Annotated in this window: 31 protein-coding genes; 18 read left to right on the forward strand and 13 right to left on the reverse strand. The window is 65.2% G+C overall.

What is annotated here, in order from left to right; translation table 11 throughout:
- Window positions 1–16: 16 nt before the first annotated feature.
- Window positions 17–535, forward strand: coding sequence for a superoxide dismutase family protein (locus J2Y63_RS04770; RefSeq protein ID WP_435265513.1), 519 nt, complete (start codon window positions 17–19; stop codon window positions 533–535).
- A 4-nt stretch (window positions 536–539) separates the two neighbouring features.
- On the opposite strand, the gene J2Y63_RS04775 is transcribed toward J2Y63_RS04770, so the two are convergent.
- The 5 genes from J2Y63_RS04775 to J2Y63_RS04795 form a co-directional block, all read right to left on the reverse strand.
- Complete coding sequence (locus tag J2Y63_RS04775; protein WP_435265170.1) at window positions 540–1370, reverse strand: mechanosensitive ion channel family protein; 831 nt, start codon at window positions 1368–1370, stop codon at window positions 540–542.
- Between the two features lie 62 nt (window positions 1371–1432).
- Window positions 1433–2398 (reverse strand): NUDIX hydrolase, encoded by a 966-nt coding sequence (locus J2Y63_RS04780; RefSeq protein ID WP_256118801.1) that lies wholly within the window; start codon window positions 2396–2398, stop codon window positions 1433–1435.
- On the reverse strand, window positions 2395–2928 hold the full coding sequence (locus J2Y63_RS04785) for a tyrosine phosphatase family protein (protein ID WP_435265171.1): 534 nt from the start codon (window positions 2926–2928) through the stop codon (window positions 2395–2397). Before J2Y63_RS04785 ends, J2Y63_RS04780 begins: the two co-directional genes overlap by 4 nt.
- A 2-nt stretch (window positions 2929–2930) precedes the next feature.
- Entirely contained in the window at window positions 2931–3560 is a 630-nt protein-coding gene (locus J2Y63_RS04790; RefSeq protein WP_435265172.1) for a YfbR-like 5'-deoxynucleotidase, read from the reverse strand.
- Window positions 3557–4402: a YgfZ/GcvT domain-containing protein gene (locus J2Y63_RS04795; RefSeq protein ID WP_435265173.1), complete on the reverse strand. Its 846-nt coding sequence runs from the start codon at window positions 4400–4402 to the stop codon at window positions 3557–3559. The genes J2Y63_RS04790 and J2Y63_RS04795 overlap by 4 nt, the downstream gene beginning before the upstream one ends.
- A gap of 168 nt (window positions 4403–4570) precedes the next feature.
- Here J2Y63_RS04795 and J2Y63_RS04800 point away from each other — a divergent pair, with 168 nt between their 5' ends.
- Entirely contained in the window at window positions 4571–5188 is a 618-nt protein-coding gene (locus J2Y63_RS04800) for an amino acid transporter (protein ID WP_435265174.1), read from the forward strand.
- Here J2Y63_RS04800 and J2Y63_RS04805 read toward each other — a convergent pair.
- From J2Y63_RS04805 to J2Y63_RS04820, 4 genes are all read right to left on the reverse strand, one after another.
- A complete protein-coding gene (locus tag J2Y63_RS04805) occupies window positions 5172–5969 on the reverse strand; it encodes a hypothetical protein (protein WP_435265175.1) in 798 nt (265 codons plus the stop codon). The two genes, J2Y63_RS04800 and J2Y63_RS04805, sit on opposite strands and share 17 nt — an antisense overlap.
- 16 nt (window positions 5970–5985) lie before the next feature.
- Window positions 5986–6255 (reverse strand): hypothetical protein, encoded by a 270-nt coding sequence (locus J2Y63_RS04810; protein WP_256118807.1) that lies wholly within the window; start codon window positions 6253–6255, stop codon window positions 5986–5988.
- 93 nt (window positions 6256–6348) lie between these two features.
- Window positions 6349–6774, reverse strand: coding sequence for a TIGR02301 family protein (locus J2Y63_RS04815; protein WP_435265176.1), 426 nt, complete (start codon window positions 6772–6774; stop codon window positions 6349–6351).
- Entirely contained in the window at window positions 6771–7205 is a 435-nt protein-coding gene (locus tag J2Y63_RS04820; protein ID WP_435265177.1) for an NUDIX hydrolase, read from the reverse strand. The genes J2Y63_RS04815 and J2Y63_RS04820 overlap by 4 nt, the downstream gene beginning before the upstream one ends.
- Before the next feature lie 60 nt (window positions 7206–7265).
- On the opposite strand from J2Y63_RS04820, the gene J2Y63_RS04825 reads away from it, so the two are divergent.
- Window positions 7266–8042: an SOS response-associated peptidase gene (locus tag J2Y63_RS04825; protein ID WP_435265178.1), complete on the forward strand. Its 777-nt coding sequence runs from the start codon at window positions 7266–7268 to the stop codon at window positions 8040–8042.
- 31 nt (window positions 8043–8073) lie between these two features.
- Here the strand turns inward: J2Y63_RS04825 and J2Y63_RS04830 are convergent, their stop codons facing one another.
- Window positions 8074–8256, reverse strand: a complete 183-nt coding sequence (locus J2Y63_RS04830) for a hypothetical protein (RefSeq protein WP_256118811.1) — start codon at window positions 8254–8256, stop codon at window positions 8074–8076.
- Window positions 8257–8432: 176 nt separating this feature from the next.
- Window positions 8433–8576, reverse strand: a complete 144-nt coding sequence (locus J2Y63_RS04835; RefSeq protein ID WP_435265179.1) for a hypothetical protein — start codon at window positions 8574–8576, stop codon at window positions 8433–8435.
- 295 nt (window positions 8577–8871) lie between these two features.
- On the opposite strand from J2Y63_RS04835, the gene cysS reads away from it, so the two are divergent.
- The 9 genes from cysS to rarD all read left to right on the forward strand — a co-directional run bounded on the left by cysS (window position 8872) and on the right by rarD (window position 16151).
- Window positions 8872–10305: a cysteine--tRNA ligase gene (gene cysS, locus J2Y63_RS04840; RefSeq protein WP_435265180.1), complete on the forward strand. Its 1434-nt coding sequence runs from the start codon at window positions 8872–8874 to the stop codon at window positions 10303–10305.
- Window positions 10306–10367: 62 nt separating this feature from the next.
- Complete coding sequence (locus tag J2Y63_RS04845) at window positions 10368–10640, forward strand: antitoxin (RefSeq protein ID WP_256118814.1); 273 nt, start codon at window positions 10368–10370, stop codon at window positions 10638–10640.
- Between the two features lie 14 nt (window positions 10641–10654).
- Window positions 10655–11053: a type II toxin-antitoxin system VapC family toxin gene (locus J2Y63_RS04850; RefSeq protein ID WP_256119078.1), complete on the forward strand. Its 399-nt coding sequence runs from the start codon at window positions 10655–10657 to the stop codon at window positions 11051–11053.
- On the forward strand, window positions 11050–11532 hold the full coding sequence (locus tag J2Y63_RS04855; RefSeq protein ID WP_435265181.1) for a GFA family protein: 483 nt from the start codon (window positions 11050–11052) through the stop codon (window positions 11530–11532). The genes J2Y63_RS04850 and J2Y63_RS04855 overlap by 4 nt, the downstream gene beginning before the upstream one ends.
- On the forward strand, window positions 11529–12020 hold the full coding sequence (locus J2Y63_RS04860; protein ID WP_435265182.1) for a GFA family protein: 492 nt from the start codon (window positions 11529–11531) through the stop codon (window positions 12018–12020). Before J2Y63_RS04855 ends, J2Y63_RS04860 begins: the two co-directional genes overlap by 4 nt.
- A gap of 2 nt (window positions 12021–12022) precedes the next feature.
- Complete coding sequence (locus J2Y63_RS04865; RefSeq protein WP_435265183.1) at window positions 12023–12496, forward strand: GFA family protein; 474 nt, start codon at window positions 12023–12025, stop codon at window positions 12494–12496.
- Complete coding sequence (pip, locus tag J2Y63_RS04870) at window positions 12493–13452, forward strand: prolyl aminopeptidase (protein ID WP_256118818.1); 960 nt, start codon at window positions 12493–12495, stop codon at window positions 13450–13452. Before J2Y63_RS04865 ends, pip begins: the two co-directional genes overlap by 4 nt.
- Window positions 13453–13480: 28 nt before the next feature.
- Window positions 13481–15097, forward strand: coding sequence for a citramalate synthase (cimA, locus tag J2Y63_RS04875; protein ID WP_435265184.1), 1617 nt, complete (start codon window positions 13481–13483; stop codon window positions 15095–15097).
- Between the two features lie 109 nt (window positions 15098–15206).
- The gene (rarD, locus tag J2Y63_RS04880) at window positions 15207–16151 is read left to right on the forward strand and encodes an EamA family transporter RarD (protein ID WP_435265185.1); all 945 of its coding nucleotides are present in this window, start codon (window positions 15207–15209) and stop codon (window positions 16149–16151) included.
- A gap of 119 nt (window positions 16152–16270) precedes the next feature.
- On the opposite strand, the gene J2Y63_RS04885 is transcribed toward rarD, so the two are convergent.
- Window positions 16271–16891 carry a TIGR00730 family Rossman fold protein gene (locus J2Y63_RS04885; RefSeq protein ID WP_256118821.1) on the reverse strand — a complete coding sequence of 207 codons (621 nt, stop codon included), beginning with the start codon at window positions 16889–16891 and terminating at the stop codon, window positions 16271–16273.
- A gap of 160 nt (window positions 16892–17051) precedes the next feature.
- Between J2Y63_RS04885 and J2Y63_RS04890 the strand changes: the two genes are divergently transcribed.
- Both J2Y63_RS04890 and J2Y63_RS04895 read left to right on the forward strand, forming a co-directional pair.
- On the forward strand, window positions 17052–19466 hold the full coding sequence (locus J2Y63_RS04890) for a LysM peptidoglycan-binding domain-containing protein (protein WP_435265186.1): 2415 nt from the start codon (window positions 17052–17054) through the stop codon (window positions 19464–19466).
- A 123-nt stretch (window positions 19467–19589) separates the two neighbouring features.
- Window positions 19590–21482, forward strand: a complete 1893-nt coding sequence (locus J2Y63_RS04895; protein ID WP_435265187.1) for an ABCB family ABC transporter ATP-binding protein/permease — start codon at window positions 19590–19592, stop codon at window positions 21480–21482.
- Window positions 21483–21486: 4 nt separating this feature from the next.
- Here the strand turns inward: J2Y63_RS04895 and J2Y63_RS04900 are convergent, their stop codons facing one another.
- On the reverse strand, window positions 21487–22134 hold the full coding sequence (locus tag J2Y63_RS04900; RefSeq protein ID WP_435265188.1) for a VOC family protein: 648 nt from the start codon (window positions 22132–22134) through the stop codon (window positions 21487–21489).
- Window positions 22135–22288: 154 nt separating this feature from the next.
- Between J2Y63_RS04900 and J2Y63_RS04905 the strand changes: the two genes are divergently transcribed.
- From J2Y63_RS04905 to J2Y63_RS04920, 4 genes are all read left to right on the forward strand, one after another.
- Complete coding sequence (locus tag J2Y63_RS04905; protein WP_435265189.1) at window positions 22289–22798, forward strand: hypothetical protein; 510 nt, start codon at window positions 22289–22291, stop codon at window positions 22796–22798.
- A 1-nt stretch (window position 22799) separates the two neighbouring features.
- On the forward strand, window positions 22800–23603 hold the full coding sequence (locus J2Y63_RS04910) for a phosphatidylserine decarboxylase (RefSeq protein WP_435265190.1): 804 nt from the start codon (window positions 22800–22802) through the stop codon (window positions 23601–23603).
- 85 nt (window positions 23604–23688) lie between these two features.
- Entirely contained in the window at window positions 23689–24540 is an 852-nt protein-coding gene (locus tag J2Y63_RS04915) for a CDP-alcohol phosphatidyltransferase family protein (RefSeq protein ID WP_256118826.1), read from the forward strand.
- A 134-nt stretch (window positions 24541–24674) separates the two neighbouring features.
- Window positions 24675–25130: a MarR family winged helix-turn-helix transcriptional regulator gene (locus tag J2Y63_RS04920; protein ID WP_256118827.1), complete on the forward strand. Its 456-nt coding sequence runs from the start codon at window positions 24675–24677 to the stop codon at window positions 25128–25130.
- Window positions 25131–25201: the final 71 nt, after the last annotated feature.

Raw genomic sequence — 25201 nt, forward strand, 5'->3', positions numbered from 1 at the left:
GGAAGGACGCATCATGTTGAAGATCATGGCACTCGCGGCGGCGGCGGGCACGCTTGCAGGACTCGCCAGCCCCGTTTTCGCGCAACAGGCCAAGGATACGGCGCAGGCCAATTTCGTCGATCGCTCCGGCAAGGAAACCGGCCGGGCGCAGATCACCGCCGGAAACGACGGCGTCCTCTTCGAGGTGGAAGTCTCGGGCCTGGAGCCGCGCAAATGGGTGGCGCTGCATATCCATGAAACCGGCACCTGCGACCATGCCGGCGGCCATGACTCCGCTGGCGGCCATTTCAATCCGGACGGCAAGGAACATGGTTTTGCGGCGGCCAATGGCCCGCATGCCGGCGACCTGCCGAACCAGTATGTGGCGGATGACGGCGTGCTGCGCGCGCAGGTCTATTCCACCATGGTGCGGCTCGACGATGCCGAACGCGGCATTCGCGGCCGCGCTCTGATCGTGCATGCCGGCTCGGACGACTACCGCACCGACCCGACCGGCGGCGCGGGCGATCGTCTCGCCTGCGCCGTGATCGAATAAGAGCCTATTCGGCCGGGGCCGCATCAGGCTCCGGCCCGGCCAGCTTCTGGCCGAAGGCGATGCGCACGCGGCGGTTCATCTCCCGCGTCGTCTTGAACCATTGCGGCGTCGAGACCCAGTAGCGCAGCGTCAGAATGGCCGAACTTTCCTCCAGACTATCGACGAAGACCTGCGGCGCCGGCACGGATTCGATCGTCGAATCCTGCCGGGCGATCGTCAGCAGGCGGTCGATCTCGTCGTCGATGTCGCGGTCGTTTGCCACTTTCACCTTGAGATCATGCTTGCGGGTACGCTCGCGGCTGAAATTGGTGACGGGCGTGTTCCACAGCGTGGAATTCGGCGCCAGGCGATAGAGGCCGTCGCTGGTCTTGAGTTCGGTGGCAAAGAGCCCGACCTCGGTGATCGTGCCGGAAACGTCCTTCGTCTCGATATATTCGCCGACCCGGAAAGGCCTGAGAACGAGCAGCATGATGCCGGCGGCGATATTCTGCAGCGTGCCCTGGAGGGCCAGACCGATGGCCAGGCCGGCGGCGCCGAGGGCGGCGATGATCGAGGCGGTCTGCACGCCGAACTGGCCGAGCACCGTCACGAAGACCAGGATCAGCACGGCATAGCGCAGGATGTTCGCGAAGAAATGCGCGAGCGTCGCATCGATGCCGCGCACATGCGAAAGCCCGGTCAGCGCCCAGCGATGCAGGATTCGCGAGAGAAACCAGCCGAGCACCAGCAGCACCAGCGCGCCCATAATCGAGAAGGAATATTGCACGGCGAGCGCGCTTGCCTGCGCCAGCGCGGCCCGCGTCGCAACGATGATGTCTGTTGCCTGTTGTTCCATGAAACCTTTCCCCGGTCGTTGATATCGTTGAGGGGAATGGCACGATGGCCGATAAGTTCCGGCTAGCGCATGCCGACCTTGAGGCCAGGCGCCGGGCGTTCTTCCAGAATGCGGCGGCGGAAGCGGAACAGGGCGGCGGGGCGCCCGCCGGTGGCGGAGGTCGAGCTTCCCGTCGGTTCGACGAGTTCGGCGCCCTCCACGAGGCGGCGGAAATTCTGCTTGTGCAGATGACGGCCGGAGATCGCCTCCACCGTCGCCTGCAATTCAGTCAGCGTGAATTCCGGCGCCATCAGCTCGAAGATCACCGGGCGATATTTGAGCTTGCCGCGCAGCCGCGCCATGGCGGTCGCGAGGATTCGGCGATGATCGTGCCGCATCGCGACGCCGGGCGAGACTTGGCCGGGCCGGGCGCGGCCATCCGTCACCGCCTCTTCGGCGAGACCCGCCTCATAAAGCAGCTCGTAGCGCTCCAGCACGCGCTCCTCGTCCCAGGGGAAATCGTCGAGGCCGAAGGCGAGGCGGATGCGGGTGCGCGGCGTGGTGCGCTCCGCTTGCACCACCTCGGCCGCCCAGGCCTTCAGCGCCGGCAGGATGAGCTGGTCGATCAGCGCCGGCCGGCCCTGCCGCCAGTCCTCCCAGGGGAGGTAGGTGTACCAGTCGCGCCAGGCCGCGCCCGCTTCCGCCAGTTGCTCGTTCGCCTCGGCATCGGTGCGGGTGAGCGCGAGATAGCCGACAGAGACCATGTGCGTGCCTGCTTCGTCCGGCAGTTTCTGGCGGCCGCGATCACCGAAGGTGTAGAGCTGCTCGATATAGCCGAGTTTCAGCGCCGTCTGCGCTTCCACGCTGGCGCGCAGGCTCGTCTCGAAGGTGCGGTGCTGCTGCGGGTCGAAGGGGCCGAAGGGCAGCGCGTCGCGTGCCCGCGCACCCTCGCCGCCGATCGCCAGGATGCAGGGGTTGCGCTCGGAAATCGCGACGACTGCGGCATTGAGGCCGATTTCGACCGGCGGGCGGGCAGGGTGCTCCGTCATGGCTGCACCGTTTCCGGCATGGCGGAAAAGACGAAGGGGCTGTCGCCGACATAGTCCGCGCCGCGGCCGATCGCATTGACGGCGGCGACCAGCCGGCCGCCCCGCGACAGCACATGGTCGCCGATCTCGATCAGCCGGGCATTCGGCGTTGCCTGCACGGAGGCGCGGCGCAGGCGTTTCGCCAGGTCGTGTTCGTCCTGGTCCGGTTCCACGGCCAGGGCCGCGAGGAGGGCGGCGGCGGGCGAGCGGGAGACGCCCATCATGCAATGCACCAGCAAGGGCGCCTGCCGGTCCCAGCCGCGGGCAAAGCCGATGATCGCGGCGACATGCTCCTCGCCGGGCGCGACGAGCTTTCCGGTGCCGGCAAAGGCGATGTCGTTGACGCCGATGATCATGTGGCGCGCGGCGTCTATGACGGCGGGCCGGTGAAAACCCTGTTTCGGCGCAACGAGGCTCAGCATCTCGCGACAGCGGTGGCGCACGGCGAGTTCCGCGATCTTTCCCAGCGGGGCGACGACGATCGTGCCCATGCTCACACCGCCGCGGCGGCCGCGCCGCGCTCCCCTTCAAGCGCCGTGAACCGGTCGGCAAAACGCTGCTGCGCGTCGATGGCGGGAAGCGGCGCGATCTCGATCATCTCCAGCGTGATACCGCGCGGCGCGCCGAAGAACTTGATCGCCTCGGCATGCGAGAAGCCGGCAAGCTCTGTCGCCTCGAAGAAGGCGGCGACCTGGTCGGCCTTCTTGATCTTGGCTTTCAGGCCGGCGGGGGTTGCCGGCGGCAGGCCGAAGCGCAGGTGCACTGCGGCCTCCAGCCGCTTTTCCACCGTCTTGTAGCCGCCGCCGACCACCGCCTTGAAAGGCGAGATCATGTCGCCGATCACATATTCCGGCGCGTCGTGCAGCAGGGCCATCAGGCATTCGTGCGCATCGCAGCGGTTCTGCTGGCGAAAGATCGCCTCGACGACGAGCGAATGCTGCGCCACCGAAAAGGCATGGTCGCCGTTCGTCTGGCCGTTCCAGCGCGCGACGCGGGCAAGGCCATGGGCGATGTCGGAAAGCTCGATATCGAGCGGCGAGGGATTGAGCAGGTCGAGACGGCGGCCGGACAGCATGCGCTGCCAGGCGCGCGGCTCCGTCTTCGCGCGCGTCGCTCCGCTCATTGCGCCGGCACCTCGGAGGCGTCCTGGGGGAAGGCGAGGCCGGTCCATGGGGCGAGCTCGACGGTGACGGGGGCGCCGTCGGCGGTGATCGGCGTGCCGCTGTTGATCGCGTCGGCCGCGCGGTCGATGCGCACGATGGCAAGGCCGAGGGCGCCGGAGACGCTGCCGAGCGCGCCGATCGGCTTGCCGCCGGCGAGAAGCTCGGTGCCGGTCGCGGGAAGGGCGGCCTCGCCCGTGACGATGACCGGGCGGCGGCGTGCGGTGCCGCGGTGCTGCATGCGCGAGACCACCTCCTGCCCGACGTAACATCCCTTGCGGAAGGAAAGCCCGCCGGTGAGATCGAGGATGATGTCGTGCGGGAAGGCGTCGGAAAGCGTGTAGTCACGGCCGGCTTCCGGGATGCCGGCGCCGACGCGCAGCGCATCGTAGAGCGCCGGGTCGTCGCTGCCGCCGGCGCCGGGGCGGCGGGAGACGGCGAGGCCGGCCTTGGCGAAGCGCGCGTCGCGCGCCGCATCGGCCTCGGGAGCGTCCCAGGCGATCGTCACCGCGTCGCCTTCGATAATCGCGAGATCGACTGCGGCGCGCAGCTTGTACATGGTGAGCCGCTTGAGCAGCGAATCGCGTTGGTCTTCCGTCGTCTCGATCAGGAAGGCCTCGACGCCGTCGCGGCGGATGAGGAAGTCGAACAGGATCTTGCCCTGCGGCGTCAGCAGCGCGCCGGGGCGGATTTCGCCGGCCGGCAGGTCCGGCAGGTTGGTGGTGATCAGCGATTGCAGGAAGGTCTCGGCATCCTTGCCGGAAAGGCGGAGAAAGGCGCGGCCGGAAAGCGTGACGGAAGGCATGATTCGATCCAGTTTTTCGCGCGCCGGCAACATGCGGGCCGCGGGCGGTGCACCATCGCACCTGTTGAAACAGAAGTAGAACGCCCGGGCGGCTTTCGCAAGGTCGTGCTGTCTTGTCCGCGTGCCCGCGTTGGGCCAGAAGGGCGCTCGAATGATGACGAGGCACCGATGAACGCTCAGCCGACACTTCCCCATGATACGTGGTCCGCCTGGCATCCGCGCGAGCTTGCCCGCCGGCTTGCCGGCATCGCTCAGCCGTGGTGCGTCGTCGGCGGCTGGGCGCTCGATCTCTGGCATGGCTTCGAGACGCGTCCGCACGAGGATCTCGAATTCACCGTGCTGCGCGGCGATTTCACACTCTTCCGCGATGCCCAGTCAGGCCTGCGCTTCCATGCGGTTGGCGACGGCCATGTCGAGCCGCTTGCACCGGACGAAGCGCCGCCCGCCGAGATCGCGCAGGTGTGGTGCGAGGATGTGGCGGCGCGCTGTTGGCGTGTCGATATGATGCTGGAGGAAGGCACGCCGGAGACCTGGATCTACAAGCGTGACCCGTCGATCCGCCGGCCGCGCGAAGAAGTGGTGCGGGTGAGCGCCGAGGGCATTCCCTATCTTGCGCCGGAGGCGATCCTGCTCTTCAAGGCAAAATACCGGCGCGACAAGGACGAGGCCGATTTCGAAAAGGCCCTGCCGAAACTCGACGCGGCGCAACGGCGCTGGCTGGCGGCCGGCATCGAGGCGGCCCACCCGGATCATGCGTGGCTAAAGCAGCTCAATCGCCCGTTATGAAGAATTTCCACTGGCCGTCCGGCGTAATCCCGATGCGGTAGAAATTATAGCTGCCGAATTCCTGCATGTCGGCAAAGTCGCCGGCGGTCACGATGCGCAGAAGCTCCACCTTTTCCGGTGGCGTCAGCGTCGCAAGCGGCTTTTCGGCGAAATAGGGCCAGACATACATTTCGTCCGGCGTGCCCTTTCCGACATGCACGAAGCCGGTCGCCAGCACGTCGAGCAGGATGGCGAGCACCTCGATGCCCTCGCTGTCGCCGGACTGGCCCTTCAGCGTTTCGACCGGGCCTTCGTCTGTCTCGACGATGGAGACCTGCGTCTCGGTGACGCCCTTGCCGAGCAGCGGGCGCAGGCGCTCGATATCGCCGGAGGCGGCGGCCTCCACAATCAGTTCGCGCATGCGGCGCACCGCTTCGGGCGCCTTGCCGATATCGTAGAGCACCTCGACGGGCGCCTGCGGCTCGTCGTCGGACTTGTCGTCGGTGACGGGCGCGTCTTCGGTCGGCTCGGTCACGGTGTCGCCGCGGCGAATCAGCGGGTCGGGCAGCGGCAGTTCGAGGGGGGTGGTCTGCTGCTCCTCCTCCTGCGGCTCCTCTTCCTCGACGGTCGGCGTTTCGCCGCCCTCGGCCGGCTTCTGCTGCACCTGGCCCTGTTCGTTCTTCAATTCGCTGAGCGCAAAGGCGGGGCGCACCGGCGCCACCAGCGCGGTTGTCGCGAAAAGCACCGACAAGGCGATAAGGCTGCTGCGAAACAGCATTTTGCCGTCAGGCGACGTCTGCATGACTTGTCTTTCCAGCCTATTGCAGGATGCGCTCGGGGGAGAATTCTCCAGCCAGCATACGCTCGCGCAGCGATTCGAGCATCGCTTCCGCGCCCCGTTCGCCATGGATGCGGATCGTCTCGCGCATGGCGAGTGCGATCGCGGCATCGGCGATGATTTCCGGTTCGATGCCATCAGCCATGCCGTCGGCCCAGGCCTCGTTCTGGTATTCCAGAGCGGCCTGCATCTTCTCGTGCACGATCATCTCGTCGATATCGTTGAGAGTAGGTTCCATCAATCGGTCCATGCGAGGCATTTCAGTTCTTACTCGACTGTTAACGACCTTAGCAGCCTTTTCCCAAAACGGCACTGGCTCGTGAAGAAAGAGGTTAATTAACCGCTAATTTCCGAATCGCGCGGTAATTTCTGTGGCAAGTGTTGCACCTTCGTTACGGTATCTCTGTTCTGCGACAACCGCCGAGTCGGTGCAAGCGGTATAGATGGCCGCAAAAGAGCGGTATCCACGGTTGAATGCAGCCGTCAGCTTTTCCTGCCGCTTCGGTTCATTGCCCGCTTCCATCTCGATCAGCCGCTGCATCGACGCCCGCCAGCCGTCCTCTGCCTTGTCCGTGCAGAGATTGCGCAGATAGTGCACCGCGCCGATGATCTCGGAGAGCCGCTCCAGCCGCTCGTCATAGGGTGCCGATTTTTCCTCCACCACGGCGGCGTCCGGCGTCTCGGCCGCCTTGTCGCCGCTCGCCTGCTGGGCGAAGGCGGGACCTGCGAGGAGGAGACTTGCGAGAAGGGCAAGGCGAATCACCGTCATGCGCTGCGTCTCGCCCGTTCGGCTTCCAGCCGCGCGATGCATTCGCGCACGCTGTCGGGCGCCGGCAGGTTTGCGATTTCCTCTGCCGAATACCAGCCGACGCTTGCGGCATCGTCTGAGGCGACGGCGATGGCGTCCTCGTCTGCCCGCACCTTGAACACGGAGAGGAAGAAGGAGGGACTGTCAGGCGCGTCCAGGCGGCCGGGCAGGTCGTAGGTGGCGAAAAGCAGCGGCTTTTCGCCGCGAATGCCGGTTTCCTCGAAGAGTTCGCGCAGCGCCGTCTCGGCCGGCGTCTCGCGATCCTCGCCCCGCCCGCCGGGAAAGGCATACATGTCGGCGGACGGCGGATTGCTGCGCAGCACGAGCAGATAACGCCCGTCGCGCTCGATGATGGCGGAGGAGGCGGGCTGTGGTTTCTTCGACTTCTTCATCGCGATCCGGTTCGGTTGCGCTCGATTGACCCCTTATAGGCAAAGTGCGATGACGACGCCATGTGTGGACGATTTGCATTGCTGGCCAAAGCCGATCTTATGCGCGAATTCCTCAATGTCCTGAACATCGAGGATACGCCCGAGCGCTACAACATCGCGCCGACGCAGCCGATCCTGATCGTGATTGCGGGCGAGAGGCAGGAGCCCGGCAGCAACCTGCCGGAGCGCAAGGCCATGCTGGTGCGCTGGGGTTTCATGCCCGGCTGGGTGAAGGACCCGCGCGACTTTCCGCTGCTGATCAATGCGCGCGCCGAAACGGCGATCGGCAAGGCATCCTTCAAGGCCGCCATGCGCCACCGCCGCATTCTCGTGCCGGCCTCCGGCTTCTTCGAATGGCGCCGGCCGGAGGAGAAGGGCGCCAAGGCGCAGGCCTACTGGATCCGCCCGAAAAAGGGCGAGATCGTCGCCTTTGCCGGCCTCATGGAGACCTGGTCTTCGGCGGATGGTTCGGAGGTCGATACCGGCGCGATCCTGACGACGGCGGCCAACAACGACATCAGCCGCGTTCACGACCGCATGCCGGTGGTCATCCGCCCGGAGGATTTTTCGCGCTGGCTGGACTGCAAGACGCAGGAGCCGCGCGACGTGGTCGATCTGATGAAGCCGATCGACGAGGGCTTCTTCGAGGCGATCCCGGTATCCGACAAGGTGGGCAAGGTTGCCAATATGGGACCGGATATTCTGGAGCCGGTGGAAGAGCGCGCGGACGAGGCGCTACCGGAAAAGAAAAAGGGCGCACAAGCGCCCCCGCTGTCCGATCAGCTTTCGCTGTTCTGAAATCATTCCCGGCAAATTGCCTCGAAGCGGCTCAGTCGTAGAGCGGCTGAAGCACGGCCGGAATGTCGCGCTTCTTGCGCTTGTCCTCGGACTTCGTCTCAGGCTTGCACTGCGTGGCCGCGACGACGGCACGCAGGCCGAGCGGCTTGTAGCGCTCCTGAAGATTTTCGTTTGCTGCGGTCTTCTGCAGCGGTTGCTTCCTTACGGTCGACATTGTCATTCTCCTGAAGTGAGCAGGTAGCCCCGTATGATGTCCCCGGTTGCTACCCCCAATGAGCTATGCATTTACGCGACCCATTCGGCCAAATTCTGCTCAAACTTTGATCGCTTAGAGGCGAAGACCCCAAATTGCGGGTTTCTGCGATCAACAATTATAACCGCCACTTACATTCATTTTCCGGGAAAGTGCTTTACCTTGACCTGCAAGGCTGCGGCGGCGACGGCGCGAATGCCGATCGGATTGTATCGGGTGGCGAGATCGCTCGCGGGGCGGGTGCCGGTCTTCTGGGTGGTCCCAGTCTTTCGGATAGTCATTATGCTGTCCCTTCGTTTGCCGGCGGCCTTCGCCGGTCTTGTGTCTCCTTTCTCGCATGGGGGAGCGCACGATCGTGTCACCGCGGGAACAGGGCGCCGGCGGCGCGATTTTCGCTTTGGGGCCGCTTGACCGGACGCCGCGACGGCGCGATAAAGCAGGCCATGAAAACGGTACTCTGCATTCGCCGGAGCATTATTCGCTAGCGCACGCGCTGGCCCGGCCGTTTTCGTCCCTCAAAATCCCCGGATGACAACGACCCGGCCAGCCGGGTTTACGCCTTTTGGGGAGATTCTTATGGCCGACACGCCGGTCCTGACGCTGTACAACACGCTCACGCGGTCGAAGGAGCCCTTCCAGCCCATCGATCCCGACAATGTGCGCATGTATGTCTGCGGCCCGACGGTCTATGACTTCGCCCATATCGGCAATGCGCGGCCTGTCATCGTCTTCGACGTGCTGTTCCGTCTGCTGCGCCATGTCTATGGCGAAAGCCACGTCACCTATGCCCGCAACATCACGGACGTCGACGACAAGATCAACGCCCGGGCGCTGCGCGATTTCGGGAGCGAGATCGAGAACGGCACGCTCCCGCTGAACGAGGCGATCCGTCGCGTGACGGAGAAGACGGCAAACCAGTTCCATTCCGACATCGCCGCCCTTGGCGCGATGCAGCCGACGCACGAGCCGCGCGCCACCGAATTCGTGCAGCCGCGCGACGATGGCAAGGTGGACATGATTACGTTGATTCAACGTCTCATCGAACGCGGCCATGCCTATGAAGCGAACGGCGAAGTGCTGTTCGACACGCGCTCCATGGCCGACTACGGCGATCTTTCGAAGCGCAACCTCGACGAACAGCAGGCTGGCGCCCGCGTCGCCGTCGACCTGCACAAGAAGAACCCCGGCGATTTCGTGCTGTGGAAGCTTTCCTCGCTGGAAGAGCCCGGCTGGGAAAGCCCCTGGGGCCGCGGCCGTCCGGGCTGGCATATCGAGTGCTCCGCCATGTCGGCCGCCTATCTGGGCGAGACCTTCGACATCCACGGCGGCGGCCTCGATCTCATCTTCCCGCACCACGAAAACGAGATCGCCCAGTCGCGTTGCGCGCATGGCACCAAGGTCATGTCGAATGTCTGGATGCACAACGGCTTCCTGCAGGTCGAGGGCCGCAAGATGTCGAAGTCCGAGGGCAATTTCTACACGATCTCGGAACTGCTGGAGGAAGAGAAATTCGGCGGCCGCAAATGGCCGGGCGAGGTGCTGCGCCTCGCCATGCTGATGACGCATTATCGAGAGCCGATCGACTTCAGCGTCAAGCGCCTGGAGGAGGCCGAGCGCCTCCTCGCCAAATGGCCGGCCGAGGGCAAAGCCGCGGAAGGCCGCGTCGACGAAAGCGTGCTCGCCCCCTTGCGCGACGACCTGAACACGGTTGCCGCCATCCAGGCGCTGCACGCGCTCGCCCAATGCGCCAACGGCGACCCGCTGATGCTCCCCGTCTTCGCCGCCAGCGCCGAACTCCTCGGCGTCGTACCGAGGAAGGCGGAGGTCTCCAAGGCGCTGGAGGACAGCATCGACACGATCATCCAGCTCCGCCTCGAAATGCTGAAGGCGAAGAATTTTACCGAAGCCGACAAGATCCGCGACGACCTCGCCGCCAAGGGTGTCCAGCTCAAGGACGGCAAGGACCCGGAAACGGGCGAGCGGGTGACGACTTGGGAGGTGAAGCGGTGATGTTGTGCTAGAAGAGGCAAAGGCATATGCTTAGGCATATGTCGTAATCGATGGAGGCCGCCATGAATGCGAGACCGAAAGAATTGCCCGAACCGTCGCCGGAACGCGACGTCAAGCTTTTCCGCAATGGCCGCAACCAGGCGGTCCGCATTCCCGTGGAGTTTGAACTTCCCGGCAATGAGGCGGTGATGCGCAAGGAGGGCGACCGACTTATCATCGAGCCGAAGCTCAAGAAGCTCGACCTGTTCGAATGGCTTGCCACGCTCGAGCCGCTGGAGGAAGACTTCCCGGATATCGATGAAGGGTTGCTGCCGCCAAGGGATGTCGACTTGTGAGCGATCACCGCTACATGCTCGATACCAATATCGTGTCGGATATGGTGCGCAATCCGGAAGGCGCTGCCGTGGTACGAAGCAGGGTTGCGGGCAAAGGCCGCCTGTGTCTCAGCGCTGTCACCGTCTGCGAATTGCGCTTTGGCGTCAAAAAGAAGGGCTCGGAAGCTCTTCGCAATCGCGTGGAGACATTTCTATTGGCCGTTCCGGCCGTGCCACTGGAATCGGACGCGAGCGAGCGTTTTGCTGAGATACGCTATGAGCTCGAACGCAAGGGAACCCCGATCGGCCCTTACGACATGCTGATCGCCGCCCATGCCCTCTCGCTCGACTTGACACTCGTCACCGCCAACATCCGCGAATTTTCCCGCGTGGAAGGCCTGAAGGTCGAAAACTGGCTGGAGGCCGCGCCATGAGCACCCCCTTCTACACCGGCGGCTGCCAGTGTGGCGCCGTGCGTTTCCATGTCGAGGGCGCTTTGGGTGATGCGTCGGTCTGCCATTGCCGCATGTGCCAGAAGGCGAGCGGGAATTTCTATCTGCCGCTCGTTTCCGTGCGCGAGGCAAAGCTCACCTGGACGCGGGGCGAGCCCAAGCGGTTCCAATCCTCGAACCATGGTTATCGCGGCTTCTGCGGCGATTGCGGCACGCCGCTGACCTATGAGGCGCCGGACGGGGTGGCGCTCACCATCGCCGCCTTCGACGATCCGGCCGGGATCGCGCCGCGCATCCAATGGGGCATCGAGGCGAAGCTGCCCTATGTCGATAGTATCCACGACCTGCCGGGCGAGGATACGATGGCGGACCAGGACGCGGCGTCGTTTCTGGCCGATCTCGTCTCCTACCAGCACCCCGACCACGACACCGACGATTGGCCGCCGGAGCGGAAACGATGAGCATCTCGCGCATCTATACCGGCGGCTGTCAGTGCGGCGCGGTGCGTTACCGCGTGGAGGGCACGCTCGGCGATCCGCATCTGTGTCATTGCCGCATGTGCCAGAAGGCGGCGGGCAACTATTTCCTGCCGCTCGCCAATGCGCCGCGCGCGCGCTTTTCGGTGACGCGCGGCGAGCCCGGATGGTTCCAGTCGTCCGAGATCGTGCGCCGCGGCTTCTGCCGGGATTGCGGCACGCCACTGTTCTATGACGGCCTCGCATCCGCGCATATCAACGTCACGCTCGGTTCGCTCGACGACCCGGACGACGTGCGGCCGATCGCCCAGTCCGGCTTCGAATCGCGGCTCGTCTGGTTTGCGCAATTGCCCAAGCTTGCCGAAAGCGAGAGCAACGAGGGGGAGGGTGGCGAGGCGCGTCACGCAAAAATTCGCGACTCGAACCGCCAGCATCCCGACTACGACACCGATCATTGGCCGCCGGAGGACTAGACATGACAGAGACCGTTCGTACCGGAGGCTGCCAGTGCGGCGCCGTCCGCTTCCGCATCAGGGGCGAACTCGGCCGCCCGTCGATCTGCCATTGCCGCATGTGCCAGAAGCAGTTCGGCGGCTTTTTCGGCCCGCTCGTCACCGTAAAGGGCGAGACGGAATGGACGCGCGACGAGCCGAGCTACTTCCAGTCCTCCATCAACATCGCCCGCGGCTTCTGCAAGCAATGCGGCACGCCGCTGACCTACAAGCATCCCGGCGGGCTGGAAATCGCCATCGGCGCCTTCGACGACCGAAGCGACCTCGCGCCGCAGATCCAGGTCAACTACGGATCGCGCAACCCCTGGGTCACGACGATCTTCGACCAGCCGGTCCATGAAGACCCGGACTATTACAGCCAGCAGGAGAGCATCATCTCCTTCCAGCACCCCGATCACGACACCGAAAACTGGCCTGCCCACGGATTGAAATTATGAGCGAGACCTTGCGCACCCTCTACCCCGAAATCGAACCCTACGCCTCCGGCCATCTCGACGTCGGCGACGGGCACAGCATCTATTGGGAGCGCGTCGGCACGCCCGGCGCCAAGCCCGCCGTCTTCCTGCATGGCGGCCCCGGCGGCACGATCGGCCCGAACCACCGCCGCTTGTTCGACCCGGCGCTCTACGACGTGACGCTGTTCGACCAGCGCGGCTGCGGCAAGTCCACGCCGCATGCGGAACTGGAGGCCAACACGACCTGGCACCTCGTTGCCGATATCGAGCGGCTGCGCGAGATGGCGGGCGCGGAAAAATGGCTGGTCTTCGGTGGCTCCTGGGGCTCGACGCTGGCGCTCGCCTATGCGGAAAAATACCCGGAGCGCGTCTCCGAACTCGTCGTGCGCGGCATCTACACGCTGACCAAGGGCGAACTCGACTGGTACTACCAGTTCGGCGTCTCGGAAATGTTCCCGGACAAGTGGGAGCGCTTCATCGCGCCCATCCCGCCGGAAGAGCGCCACGAGATGATGCACGCCTACCATCGCCGCCTTACCAGCGACGACAAGGCGACCCGCATCGCCGCCGCCAAGGCCTGGAGCCTTTGGGAAGGCGAGACCATCACGCTTTTGCCGGAGCCCGCGACCAGCGATCCCTTCGCCGAGGAAGAATACGCCCACGCCTTCGCCCGCATCGAGAACCATTTCTTCGTCAATGCCGGCTGGCTGGAGGAAGGGCAGCTCTTGCGTGATGCCCACAAGCTGAAGGGCATTCCGGGTCTCATCGTGCACGGCCGCTACGACATGCCATGCCCGGCGAAATATGCCTGGGGGCTGCACAAGGCCTGGCCGGAAGCGGAATTCTACATTGTGGAAGGGGCAGGGCACGCCTATTCCGAGCCGGGCATCCTCGACCGGCTGATCTACGCGACCGACAAGTTCGCGGGCAAGCAGTAAGACAAGACCGTTCCCAGGGAGGGAACCGATGAAAAAAGACCGTATCCACCTCTTCGACACCACGCTGCGCGATGGCCAGCAGACGCCCGGCATCGACTTTTCCGTCGAGGATAAGATTGCGATTGCCGGCATGCTGGACGCGTTCGGCCTGGACTATGTCGAGGGCGGCTATCCGGGCGCCAACCCCACGGATACGGCTTTCTTCGCGAAGAAACGCACCGGCCGCGCCAAGTTCGTCGCCTTCGGCATGACGAAGCGCGCCGGCGTTTCCGCCTCCAACGATCCGGGACTTGCCGCATTGCTGGGCTCGAAGAGCGACGCGATCTGTCTTGTCGCCAAGAGCTGGGACTATCATGTGCGCGTGGCGCTCGGCTGTTCGAACGAGGAGAACCTCGAAAGCATCTCGGAATCGGTGAAGGCGGTCGTCGCCTCCGGCCGCGAATCCATGGTCGATTGCGAGCATTTCTTCGACGGCTACAAGGCCAACCCGGATTATGCGCTGGCTTGCGCCACCACGGCCTTTGCCGCCGGCGCGCGCTGGGTCGTGCTCTGTGACACCAATGGCGGCGCGCAGCCGTCGGAAATCCAGGCGATCGTCAAGGCGGTGGTCGCTGCCGGCGTGCCGGGCGAAAACCTCGGCATCCACGCCCACAATGATACCGGCCAGGCCGTCGCCAATTCGCTCGCCGCCGTCGAGGCGGGCGTGCGCCAGATCCAGGGCACGCTGAACGGCATCGGCGAGCGCTGCGGCAATGCCAATCTGGTGACGCTGATCCCGACGCTGGCGCTGAAGGAAGCCTATACCGGGCGCTTCGAGATCGGCATCGACGCGGAAAAGCTCACCGGCCTCACCAAGCTGGCCCACACGTTCGATGAACTGCTGAACCGCTCGCCCGACCATCAGGCCCCCTATGTCGGCGCCTCCGCCTTCGCCACCAAGGCCGGCATCCACGCCTCGGCGCTGCTCAAGGACCCGCGCACCTACGAGCACGTTACGCCGGAAAGCGTGGGCAACCTGCGCAAGGTGATGGTGTCGGACCAGGGCGGCAAGGCGAACTTCATCAACGCGCTGAAACTGCGCGGCATCACGGTCGGCAAGGACGATCCGAAACTCGACCGCCTCATCCAGATCGTCAAGGAACGCGAGGCGACCGGATATGCCTACGAAGGCGCCGATGCGAGCTTCGCGCTGCTCGCCTACCGCACGCTCGGCACGGTGCCGGATTTCTTCCACGTCGAGAGTTTTCGCGTGATGGTCGAGCGACGCTATGATGCCAACGGCCAGCTCAAGACCGTGTCGGAAGCGGTGGTGCGGGTCATCGTCGATGGCGAGACGATGATGTCGGTGGCCGAGGGCCACGGCCCGGTCAACGCGCTGGACCTGGCGCTGCGCAAGGACCTCGGCAAATACCAGGCCGAGATCGCCGATCTGGAACTGGCGGACTACAAGGTGCGCATCCTCAATGGCGGCACCGAGGCGATCACGCGCGTGCTGATCGAATCGACCGACGGCAGCGGCGCGCGCTGGTGGACGGTCGGCGTCTCCGACAACATCATCGACGCCTCCTTCCAGGCGCTGATGGATTCGATCGTCTACAAGCTCCTGAAGAACCGCGGCGAGGCCGGCCGGGTGGCTGCAGAATAAAGGGATAGGTTCAGCGCCGCTCATCATCCCTTCACCGGAATGAATTGGTGCATTTGCGTTGGTTGGAGTACGACGTCGGAAAATCCATAAATCGACGGGAAATGACACCATGGCCGACGCGAATTCCACCAGCGGCCCCCAAACCGGCGATTCGCCGCGCGGTTTTGCCTTCGCCCTGACGGCCTACCTGCTCTGGGGCTTCCTGCCCTTCTTCATGAAGGCCGTGGCGCATATCCCCGCCTCCGAGGTGGTGGCGCACCGCATCGTCTGGTCGGTGCCGCTTGCCGGCCTCGTGCTGGTCTGGCTCGGGCGCACGGGTGATATCAAGGCGGCGCTGCGCTCGCCGCGCATGCTCGGCATGGCGACGCTGACGGCGGTGCTGATCACCATCAACTGGGGCATCTACGTCTGGGCGATCGGCGCGGGCCGGGCGATCGAGACGGCGCTCGGCTACTATATCAACCCGCTCTTCTCGATCTTCCTCGGCGCGGTCCTCCTGAAGGAAATGCCCGACCGGGCACAGATGGTGGCGATCGCGCTTGCCGCCGTCGCCGTCGGCGTGCTCGCCTTCGATGCCGGCGGCCTGCCCTGGGTGTCGATCGGCCTCTGCCTGTCCTGGGGCTTCTACGCCTTCTTCCGCAAGACGCTGCCCATCGGCCCGAACCAGGGCTTCTTCCTGGAAGTGCTGCTGCTCAGCGTGCCGGCGCTCGGCTACATCGTCTGGCTCGAAGCCTCGGGCGAGGGGCATTTCGGCGATACCGGCATGGCGGACGTGCTGTGGCTGCTCGCCTGCGGCATCGTCACCGCCATTCCGCTGATGATCTATGCCAACGGAGCGAAGCTGCTGCGCCTCTCGACCATCGGCATCATGCAGTACATCGCGCCGACGATGATCTTCATCATCGCCGTCTTCGTCTTCGGCGAGCCCTTTGGCACGGCCAAGCTGATCGCCTTCATCCTGATCTGGGTGGCGCTGGTCATCTATTCCGGCTCCATGCTGCGCACGGCGCGGGCACGCCGCATCGCCGCCACGGAACTCAAGCCGGCGGAATGAACCTCGCCCACCCGCGACGTCATCCTCGGGCTCGACCCGAGGATCCATGCGGCACGTAGGGCGTGGATGGTCGGGTCAGGCCCGACCATGACGGAGGAGAGGTTTTCGGCTGATACGCCTCAAAGCCGCGCGATGATGTCCGCTTCGCCGTCGCGGTCCACCTGGCCGGCCCAGTGCTCGACGAGGGCGGAGACGATCTCTTCCGGTTCGTCGATGACCATCGGCTGCACGAGATGGGCGGTGTGGATGAAGCCTTCGTCCGCCATGTGACGGATGAGCTTCAGCATCGGATCCCAGAAGCCGCCGATATTGGCGAAGACCATCGGCTTGCGATGGCGGCCGAGCTGCGCCCAGGTCATCACCTCGACGATTTCCTCCAGCGTGCCGATGCCGCCCGGCAGCGCCACGAAGGCGTCGGCGCGGTCGAACATCTTGTGCTTTCGCTCGTGCATGTCGGGCGTGATGATCAATTCGCTCAATTGCCCCAGCGAATGGCGCGTGGCCTCCATATCGACGAGGAATTGAGGTATGATGCCGGTGACGCGGCCGCCATGCGAGAGCACGCCGCTGGCGACCGCCCCCATGATGCCTTTCGTGCCGCCGCCGTAGACGAGGCGGAGATGGTTTTCGGCCATGGCCTGACCCAGCCGCCGGCCTGCAGCGATATAGGCAGAATCACGGCCTGGCTGGGAGCCGCAGTAGACGCAGACGGATCGAATCGGCAGGGTTTGTTCACTCATGACGGGATTCAGCCACCCGGCAGGAGCCTCGTCAAGGATAATGACGGAAAAAGCACGGGGCCAAGGGCCTGGAACGTCTCGGGAACCTTGTGCAAAACCTTGGGAATCGGTAGCAATTTCAGGAGGGGACGCCCGCGAAACCGGGATAGAAAGAGAGTTGATGATGAACAACAAGACCGGTCTGGTGGCCTTGATCGTGCTGGCGGTGGCAACGCTGCTCATGGTTTTCCTCGTGCTGCCCAACATGAACAAGGAAACGCCGGCGGAAACGCCCGTCGCCAACCTCACCAACAAGGTGACGGAAGGGGGCGGCGAGACCACGACGGCGGACGGAAAACAGGCCCGTCCGAAGACCGAGACCGGCACAGCGACGACGACCGAACCCGCCACTGGAAGCGATGCCACCGCGGAAGCCGAGAAGCCGGCAGCGGACGCCACGACCGGCGAGGCGGCATCCACCGAGACCGCGACGCAGGAGGTCGCCAAGGCCGAGACGACGCCGGCCGATGCGACCGCCGCCTGGGTCACGCCCGCCTTCGATCTGCTGCGTGTCGAGCCGGATGGCTCCACGGTGATCGCCGGCCGCGGCCAGCCCAATACCAAGCTGGAAATCAAGAACGGCGAGACGGTGGTCGCGACGGCCGATATCGGCCCGTCCGGCGATTTCGCCGCCGTCTTCGACCAGCCGCTTGCGGCCGGCGACTACCAGCTCACCCTCAACACCAAGGACGACAAGGGCGCGACGAAGACCTCGGAAGAGGTCGCGACCGTCTCCGTACCCAAGGACACCGCCGGCGAGCTTCTCGCCATGGTCTCCAAGCCCGGTGAGGCGAGCCGCCTGATCACGGTGCCGGAAGCGGCCGAAAAAGCGGCGGCCGATGCCACGGCGACGGCGGAAAAGACGCTTGACCAGCCGGCCGGCGAGACCGCCACGGCGACCGACGCCGGAACGACGGCCGTCGAAAAGCCTGCCACCGAGACGGCCAAGGCGACCGACGAAGGCACCGCCGCCGCATCGGGCGAGACCGCAACCGCCAGCGCCGACACGCAGGGGGCCGACACGCAGAGTGCCGCGACGGAAAGCGCCGCCACGGCTGAAGGCGCTGCGGGCGTCACCGCGACGGAAGCCACGTCCAAGGCACAGGCCCGCGTTTCGGCGGTCGAGCTGGAAGGCGAGCGCATGTTCATCGCCGGCACGGCAAAGCCCGGTGCGCTGGTGCGCATCTATGCCGACGACAAGCTCGTCGGCGAGGCGAAGGCCGACGAGGCCGGCCGTTACGTTGCAGACGGCACGATCGACCTGTCTGTCGGCCGCCACACCGTGCGCGCCGACGTGATGAGCCCCGACGGCGGCAAGGTGGAGTTCCGCGCCTCCGTTCCGTTCGACCGGCCGGAAGGCGAGCAGGTTGCCGTGGTGGCGCAGGACAGCGCCACGGGCGATACCGGCCCGGCGCTCGGCCTCATCGGCGGCGGCACCTTCGACAAGCTGCGCAGCGAGGCTGACAAGGCGATCGCGCTCCTGAAGGGCCTCTATGCCAACGGCCGCGTGCCCACGGCCGAGGAACTGGCGGCTGCACGCTCGGCGACCGAGATCGCACTGCGCTCGCTGGCCGAATTCCGGCCCGGTGCTGAGGAAGGCGAGGCCGCCCGCGACATGGCCGCCAGGGCCTCCGCCGCGGCAGCCTCCGCCCTTGCCAGCCTCCAGTCGCTTCCGAAGGATGCGGCTGCGGTCGGCGCAGCGCTCGGCTCCATCGAGACCGCTGTCGCCGAAGCGTTGGCACCGGCAATCGAGAAGGCCGAGGCGGTGGTCGGTGCGGCCTCTGCCGCGGCGGACCGCTCGATCGAGGCGCTCGCGGACCAGGCGACCGCCCTCCAGCAGCAGTTCGTGAGCCTGTTCTCCGACGGCCGCAACGCGACCACGGCGGAAATCCAGACCGCCCGTTCGGCGCTTGAAACCGCACTGAAGAGCATCACCGGCTTCGCCCCGCCCGCCGGCACGGCCGCAGACGTCACCGCGGCCATCGAGCGGCTGAAGGGCTGGGCCTCGACGGCGCTCGACCGCCTCGCCGCTGTTCCGGCCGGCGCCGGCAAGGAAGCCTACCAGCAGGCGCTCGCAGCACTCGAAGGCATGCCGTCGCTGACGGCAGCGGCCAATGCCGTGGCCTCCGGCAGCGAAGGCGTCGGCGGCGCACCGGTTGCCGAAACCACCACCCCGGCGGAGGACACCACGACGGCGAGCGGCACGGCCGCTTCGACCGAGAGCGGTACCACCGCTGGCGGCACGGCAACGGGCAGCGAGCAGGCGGTGGCCGAGGAGCCGGAAACGGTGGAGCAGGCGCCGCTGCAGGCGAGCAAGACCTCGGTCATCATCCGGCGCGGCGATACGCTGTGGCAGATTTCCCGCCGCATCTACGGCAAGGGCGTCCGCTACACGACGATCTACCTCGCCAACGAGGACCAGATCACCAATCCGGACCGCATCATCCCCGGCCAGGTGTTCGGCGTGCCGGACAAGACGGCGGAGAGCGACGCCGAGGCCGAGGAACTGCATCGCAAGCGCGTGCGGGGGAATTGATTTCCCGCGGACTGTTGCGAAGCAGCCGGCAAGGACCTATCTGCACGATGCGGCGCTCCACGGGGCGCCGCATTTTCATTCGAGCGATTCCCGGATCATCACGGCGGTCCGGCGGAGGCCAGCGTGGCAACTACGACGAAGAAGACGGTTTCGGCCGACAGCAGCAATCCTTTCCACACGCTGGTGAACCTCTGGCCCTATATGTGGCCGTCCGACCGGCCGGACCTGAAGATGCGCGTCGTCTGGGCGTCGGTCTTCCTGCTCTTGTCCAAGGTCGTGCTGCTGCTCGTGCCCTATTTCTTCAAATGGGCGACCGATGCGCTGAACGGCAAGGCGGACGCGGTCAACCTGCTGCCGACATTCCTGCTCGGCGCCGTCATGCTGGTGCTCGCCTATAATGGTGCGCGCATCCTGCAAGCCGGCCTCAACCAGCTGCGCGACGCGCTGTTTGCCAGCGTCGGGCAATATGCCGTGCGCCAGCTCGCCTATCGCACCTTCGTGCACCTGCATCGCCTCTCGCTGCGCTTCCATCTGGAGCGGCGCACCGGCGGCCTGTCGCGCGTCATCGAGCGCGGCACCAAGGGTATCGAGACGATCGTGCGCTTCACGATCCTCAACAGCATCCCGACCTTCATCGAATTCCTTCTGACCGCCGCCATCTTCTGGTGGGGCTACGGCTTCGATTACCTGGTCGTCACCGCCATCACCGTCTGTCTCTACATCTGGTTCACCGTGCGGGCGAGCGACTGGCGCATTTCCATCCGCCGCTCGATGAACGACAGCGACACGGAAGCCAACACCAAGGCGATCGACTCGCTCCTGAACTTCGAGACGGTCAAATATTTCGGCAACGAGGAGATGGAGGCGCGCCGCTTCGACCAGTCGATGGAGCGCTACGAGAAGGCGGCCACCCAGGTCTGGACCTCGCTCGGCTGGCTTAACTTCGGCCAGGCGCTGATCTTCGGCGTCGGCATGGCGGTCATGATGGCGCTGTCGGCGATGGCCGTGCAGCGCGGCGAACAGACGGTCGGCGACTTCGTCTTCATCAATGCGATGCTGATCCAGCTCGCCATCCCGCTCAACTTCATCGGTTTCGTCTACCGCGAAATCCGCCAGGGCCTGACGGATATCGAGCAGATGTTCGACCTGCTGGAAGTCGAACAGGAGGTGCAGGACAAGCCGGGCGCCATCGACCTCGTCGTGACCGAGGGCGCGATCTCCTTCAAGGACGTGTTCTTCGCCTATGACCCGGCGCGCCCGATCCTCAAGGGCATTTCCTTCGATGTGCCGGCAGGTAAGACTGTGGCCGTCGTTGGTCCCTCGGGTGCCGGCAAGTCGACGCTCTCCCGGCTGCTCTACCGCTTCTACGACGTGCAGCAGGGCACGATCACCGTCGACGGGCAGGATGTGCGAGACGTCACGCAAAAAAGCCTGCGCTCGGTGATCGGCATGGTGCCGCAGGATACGGTGCTGTTCAACGACACCATCGCCTACAACATCCGCTACGGCCGGCCGGGCGCCAGCGACGTGGAGGTTTCCGCCGCCGCCGAGGCCGCGCAGATCGGCCCCTTCATCCGCCACCTGCCGGAAGGGTTTAGGGCGATGGTCGGCGAGCGCGGGCTGAAGCTTTCGGGTGGCGAGAAGCAGCGCGTGGCGATTGCCCGCACCATCCTGAAAAGCCCGCCGATCCTCATCCTCGACGAGGCGACCTCGGCGCTCGATACCCGCACGGAACAGGAAATCCAGGCGGCACTCGACGTCGTGTCGAAGAACCGCACCACGCTCGTCATCGCGCACCGCCTTTCCACCGTCATTTCGGCCGACGAGATCATCGTGCTGAAGGACGGCGTGATCGCCGAGCGCGGCACCCATGGCGAACTGATGCAGCGCGACGACGGCCTTTACGCCTCCATGTGGAACCGCCAGCGCGAGGCGGTGCAGGCTGAGGAACGCTTGAAGCAGGTGCGCGAGAGCGACGATCTCGGCATCGTCGTGCGCCATCCCGCGGCGAGCTGACCCATCAATCTCCCGGGCCGGCAAACAGGATCAGGTTGCCGTCCGGATCGAGCAGGATGAAGTTGCGCGCACCCCAGGGCTGTGTCTTCAGCGGCAGGTGGAAGGTGACGCCGGCCGCCTGGTAGTCGAGGAAAAGCTGCTTGATCGCGGCCGCACTGTCGAGCGTGATCGAGGCCGACAGCAGCTCCTCCCGGCGGCGGATGTCCCCGACGAAGACGGGCTCGTCGACGAAGCGCAGGCAGAGCCGCGCCCGGTCGCGCTGGACCACGCCGTAGAAGGGCGGGTCGCCATAGGTGAAATCGACGGCAAAGCCGAGTTTTTCCGTGAAGAAGGCAAGCGAGGCGGGAAAATCGGCGACGTAAAGCACCGGCTCCGCACCGCTGAGGAATGGCTGTTCGGGTTTCTTTCCGGTCGTGTCGCTCATGGCGAGGGCTCCTGTCCTGAGCGCCTGCCATCCTTCAAACCCATTCTGGCGGGCGATAAGCTCCTGCGCATCGGCAAGCGAGAACGGCGCATCCAGCACCTCACGATCGGTGAGGGGCCGGAAGCGGGGCAGGGCGGCGCGGATGGCCGCGGCCACCGGATAGTGCCCTTCGCGATGCCAGCGCAGATATTGCTTGGCCTGCTTCTTGAGGTTTTCGAGGTTGGGCATGGGCGCAGCTACGGTTTCGGTTCGCAGGTGGGCATTGCCCCTTCGGCCCTTGCCGATGCGCCCTACAGCAACGCGAAAATTTTGCCCCTGTTGATCAAAGCTTGTCAACACCAAGTTAGAAGGTGAGGCGCATGATGGATTGCGGAGGTCGATGATGGACACGATCGGCGAAGACGGCCTGTTCCGGCACCCCGTTCCGGTGCCCTTCGCGCTGCGCCTGTTTCTTGTCCTCGCCGGCCTTTTCGTCGTCACGGTCGCGACCTGGGAGCTGCATCCCGGCGTCTGGCCACCCAACATCACCAGCCCCTTCTTCTTCTTTCTCATTCTGGGTGCCTGGTCGGTCGGCGGGCCGGTGGCCTGGGCCGGGCTGAATGGCGCGGCCGGGCTGTGGATCGTCGGGCCGGGCCGCATCACCATTGAGCGCAAGCGGCCGTTCCTGAAGCTTCGGCGCGATACCTTCGGCGAGAACGACGACATGCATCTGGAGGTGGTCGAGGTGGAGGCGATGGAAGGGGATTCGACCTGGGCCGTCATCCTGAGCGCCGCGGATGGCCGGCGTTTCGAGACGCGCGAATTTCGCACGCGCGCCGCCGCCGAGCGGTTGCTGAAGCGCATCGAAACGGCGTTTGCCGCCACGGAACCTTTGAAACCCCAGCGGGATTGACGTGAGGCAGGCGCGGAGCGGCTGGGGGCTATTCGCCACGCCGCATTGCTCCCGCCCTCGTTTCACGCTAGGTCCATGGCGTGAAAACAGCAGGAGATGTCGGAAGATGAGTTTGGTCGATACGATACGCAGCACCCTGGTCCCGATCCACCGGGAGGGCTGGAAGTTCGTGGCCGGCTTCTTCGTCGCCTCGCTGCTGCTGGGTGCCGCCTGGGAGCCGCTGATGTGGATCGGCTTCATCCTGACCGCCTGGTGCGCCTATTTCTTCCGCGACCCCGAGCGCATGACGCCGCAGGACGACGACCTCGTCATCAGCCCGGCGGACGGCCGCGTCTCGGCGGTCGCCATGGTGACGCCGCCCTCCGAGCTGGAGCTCGGCGACCAGCCGATGATGCGAATCTCCGTCTTCATGAACGTCTTCAACTGCCATGTGAACCGCGCGCCCATGCGCGGCCGCGTCTCGCGCGTCGCCTATCGCGCCGGTAAATTCCTCAATGCCGACCTCGACAAGGCGAGCCAGGAGAACGAGCGCAACGGCCTCGTCATCGAAACGGCGCACGGCCAGATCGGCGTGGTGCAGATCGCCGGCCTCGTAGCGCGGCGCATCCTGTGCTGGACCGTGATGAACGACAGCCTGGAGGCCGGCGAACGTTTCGGCCTCATCCGCTTCGGCTCGCGCCTCGACGTCTTCCTGCCGGCAGGCGCCGAGCCGCGCGTCAGCGTCGGCCAGATGGCCATCGCCGGCGAGACAGTGCTGGCGGAATTCGGTTCGGCAAAGGGGCCGGTGATCAGCCGCCGCGGTTGAGACCGCGCGATTGACCATTGGCAGTTGTGGCTTATCTAGCACTGTGACAGCCGCCCGCAGACGAGAGAGAACGAAGCGAAAAGAGATGGACACACCCTTTCCGCCCTATGAGCCGAATGGCCCGAACGACGAGGCCCGCGGCCCGCGCCTGCGCGAAATTCCGCTGCGCATCATCATCCCGAACGTCATTACGGTTCTCGCCATCTGCGCCGGCCTGACGGGCATCCGGCTCGCCTTCGAGAACCGCTACGAACTCGCCGTCGGCATGGTGCTGCTCGCCGCTTTCCTCGATGGCATCGACGGGCGCATCGCCCGCCTCCTGAAGGCCACCTCGAAATTCGGCGGCCAGATGGATTCGCTGGCCGACATCGTCAATTTCGGCGTGGCGCCGGCCCTCGTGCTCTACGTCTTCATCCTCGACCAGGCGCGTTCCTTCGGCTGGATCGCCGCGCTGATCTACGCCATCGCCGCGGGCCTGCGCCTTGCGCGCTTCAACGTCATGGCCGAGCGCGAGACCAAGGCGAAGTGGCAGACGGAATATTTCGTCGGCGTGCCGGCGCCGGCGGGCGCCATGCTGGTGCTGCTGCCGGTCTATCTCGGCTTCCTCGGCATTGCGCCGAGCCCGCTCTTCGGTTTTCTTGCGTCCGGTTATACCGTGCTGATCGGCTTCCTGCTGGTGAGCCGCCTGCCGGTCTGGTCGGGCAAGTCGGAGGGCAGCCGCATCCGCCGCGATCTCGTGCTGCCGGCGATCCTGCTCGTCGTGCTCTATGTCGCGACCCTCATGAGCTTCACCTGGGAAACCATGGTGGTGACCGTCGTCGGCTATCTGGCGACCTTGCCCTTCGGCGCGCGCTCGTGGAAGCGCAAATACGGCGGCTGGTCGGCGCCCACCACCCATGGCGCCAGCGAATTCCCGGAAGAAACGGACGGCCACTAAACCCTCGTCATCACATCCGCGTGAACCCGATGAAAGCCCTGTCTACAGCTTGTGGACAGGGCTTGATTTTTTGTTGCAAGTCGACTAACTAGCAAACAAATAGATAGCAAGCTAATAGTAGTTGGACTAGCAAGATGAACGCTACCGATCCTCGCGAACGCCTCCTCGACGACCTGTCCCGCGTGCAGCGCAAGATGCGTGCCCTGTTCGACGCCCGGGTGAAGGAGAGGGGGCTGACGCTGCCGCGCGCCCGTGCGCTCCTCATCCTCGGCCGCGGTGTGAACCTCAACCAGCGTGAACTGGCCGACGAGCTCGACATCGAGACGCCGACGCTGGTGCGCCTGCTCGACGGCATGGAAAAGCAGGGTTTCATCGAACGCCAGTCGGTCGAGGGCGACCGCCGCGCCAAGCAGATCGCCATGACGCCCCACGGCGCCAAGGTTGCTGAAGAGGTGCTGGATCTTGCCCGCTCGCTTCGCGCCGACGTGCTGAAGAGCATTTCCGCCAGCGAGATGTCGACAACCGTCAAGGTCTTTGCCGCCATGTCGGAAAACATCGCCAAGAGCTGTCGGGAAAGCGTCGAGGCATGAGCAGCGTTCCCGCCACCGAGGCGCGCGGGACCGAGGACGAGCCGCAGGAGTCAGTCGAGGAGCAACTCGTC

Source organism: Shinella sp. BE166 (assembly GCF_051201095.1).
Lineage (GTDB): Bacteria > Pseudomonadota > Alphaproteobacteria > Rhizobiales > Rhizobiaceae > Shinella > Shinella lacus.

Coding starts and splice junctions, on each gene's coding strand:
- J2Y63_RS04775 (WP_435265170.1), bottom strand. CDS start 1,370: ATGGAACAACAGGCAACAGACATCATCGTTGCGACGCGGGCCGCGCTG.
- J2Y63_RS04780 (WP_256118801.1), bottom strand. CDS start 2,398: ATGACGGAGCACCCTGCCCGCCCGCCGGTCGAAATCGGCCTCAATGCC.
- J2Y63_RS04785 (WP_435265171.1), bottom strand. CDS start 2,928: ATGGGCACGATCGTCGTCGCCCCGCTGGGAAAGATCGCGGAACTCGCC.
- J2Y63_RS04790 (WP_435265172.1), bottom strand. CDS start 3,560: ATGAGCGGAGCGACGCGCGCGAAGACGGAGCCGCGCGCCTGGCAGCGC.
- J2Y63_RS04795 (WP_435265173.1), bottom strand. CDS start 4,402: ATGCCTTCCGTCACGCTTTCCGGCCGCGCCTTTCTCCGCCTTTCCGGC.
- J2Y63_RS04800 (WP_435265174.1), top strand. CDS start 4,571: ATGAACGCTCAGCCGACACTTCCCCATGATACGTGGTCCGCCTGGCAT.
- J2Y63_RS04805 (WP_435265175.1), bottom strand. CDS start 5,969: ATGCAGACGTCGCCTGACGGCAAAATGCTGTTTCGCAGCAGCCTTATC.
- J2Y63_RS04810 (WP_256118807.1), bottom strand. CDS start 6,255: ATGGACCGATTGATGGAACCTACTCTCAACGATATCGACGAGATGATC.
- J2Y63_RS04815 (WP_435265176.1), bottom strand. CDS start 6,774: ATGACGGTGATTCGCCTTGCCCTTCTCGCAAGTCTCCTCCTCGCAGGT.
- J2Y63_RS04820 (WP_435265177.1), bottom strand. CDS start 7,205: ATGAAGAAGTCGAAGAAACCACAGCCCGCCTCCTCCGCCATCATCGAG.
- J2Y63_RS04825 (WP_435265178.1), top strand. CDS start 7,266: ATGTGTGGACGATTTGCATTGCTGGCCAAAGCCGATCTTATGCGCGAA.
- J2Y63_RS04830 (WP_256118811.1), bottom strand. CDS start 8,256: ATGTCGACCGTAAGGAAGCAACCGCTGCAGAAGACCGCAGCAAACGAA.
- J2Y63_RS04835 (WP_435265179.1), bottom strand. CDS start 8,576: ATGACTATCCGAAAGACTGGGACCACCCAGAAGACCGGCACCCGCCCC.
- cysS (WP_435265180.1), top strand. CDS start 8,872: ATGGCCGACACGCCGGTCCTGACGCTGTACAACACGCTCACGCGGTCG.
- J2Y63_RS04845 (WP_256118814.1), top strand. CDS start 10,368: ATGAATGCGAGACCGAAAGAATTGCCCGAACCGTCGCCGGAACGCGAC.
- J2Y63_RS04850 (WP_256119078.1), top strand. CDS start 10,655: ATGCTCGATACCAATATCGTGTCGGATATGGTGCGCAATCCGGAAGGC.
- J2Y63_RS04855 (WP_435265181.1), top strand. CDS start 11,050: ATGAGCACCCCCTTCTACACCGGCGGCTGCCAGTGTGGCGCCGTGCGT.
- J2Y63_RS04860 (WP_435265182.1), top strand. CDS start 11,529: ATGAGCATCTCGCGCATCTATACCGGCGGCTGTCAGTGCGGCGCGGTG.
- J2Y63_RS04865 (WP_435265183.1), top strand. CDS start 12,023: ATGACAGAGACCGTTCGTACCGGAGGCTGCCAGTGCGGCGCCGTCCGC.
- pip (WP_256118818.1), top strand. CDS start 12,493: ATGAGCGAGACCTTGCGCACCCTCTACCCCGAAATCGAACCCTACGCC.
- cimA (WP_435265184.1), top strand. CDS start 13,481: ATGAAAAAAGACCGTATCCACCTCTTCGACACCACGCTGCGCGATGGC.
- rarD (WP_435265185.1), top strand. CDS start 15,207: ATGGCCGACGCGAATTCCACCAGCGGCCCCCAAACCGGCGATTCGCCG.
- J2Y63_RS04885 (WP_256118821.1), bottom strand. CDS start 16,891: ATGAGTGAACAAACCCTGCCGATTCGATCCGTCTGCGTCTACTGCGGC.
- J2Y63_RS04890 (WP_435265186.1), top strand. CDS start 17,052: ATGATGAACAACAAGACCGGTCTGGTGGCCTTGATCGTGCTGGCGGTG.
- J2Y63_RS04900 (WP_435265188.1), bottom strand. CDS start 22,134: ATGCCCAACCTCGAAAACCTCAAGAAGCAGGCCAAGCAATATCTGCGC.
- J2Y63_RS04905 (WP_435265189.1), top strand. CDS start 22,289: ATGGACACGATCGGCGAAGACGGCCTGTTCCGGCACCCCGTTCCGGTG.
- J2Y63_RS04915 (WP_256118826.1), top strand. CDS start 23,689: ATGGACACACCCTTTCCGCCCTATGAGCCGAATGGCCCGAACGACGAG.
- J2Y63_RS04920 (WP_256118827.1), top strand. CDS start 24,675: ATGAACGCTACCGATCCTCGCGAACGCCTCCTCGACGACCTGTCCCGC.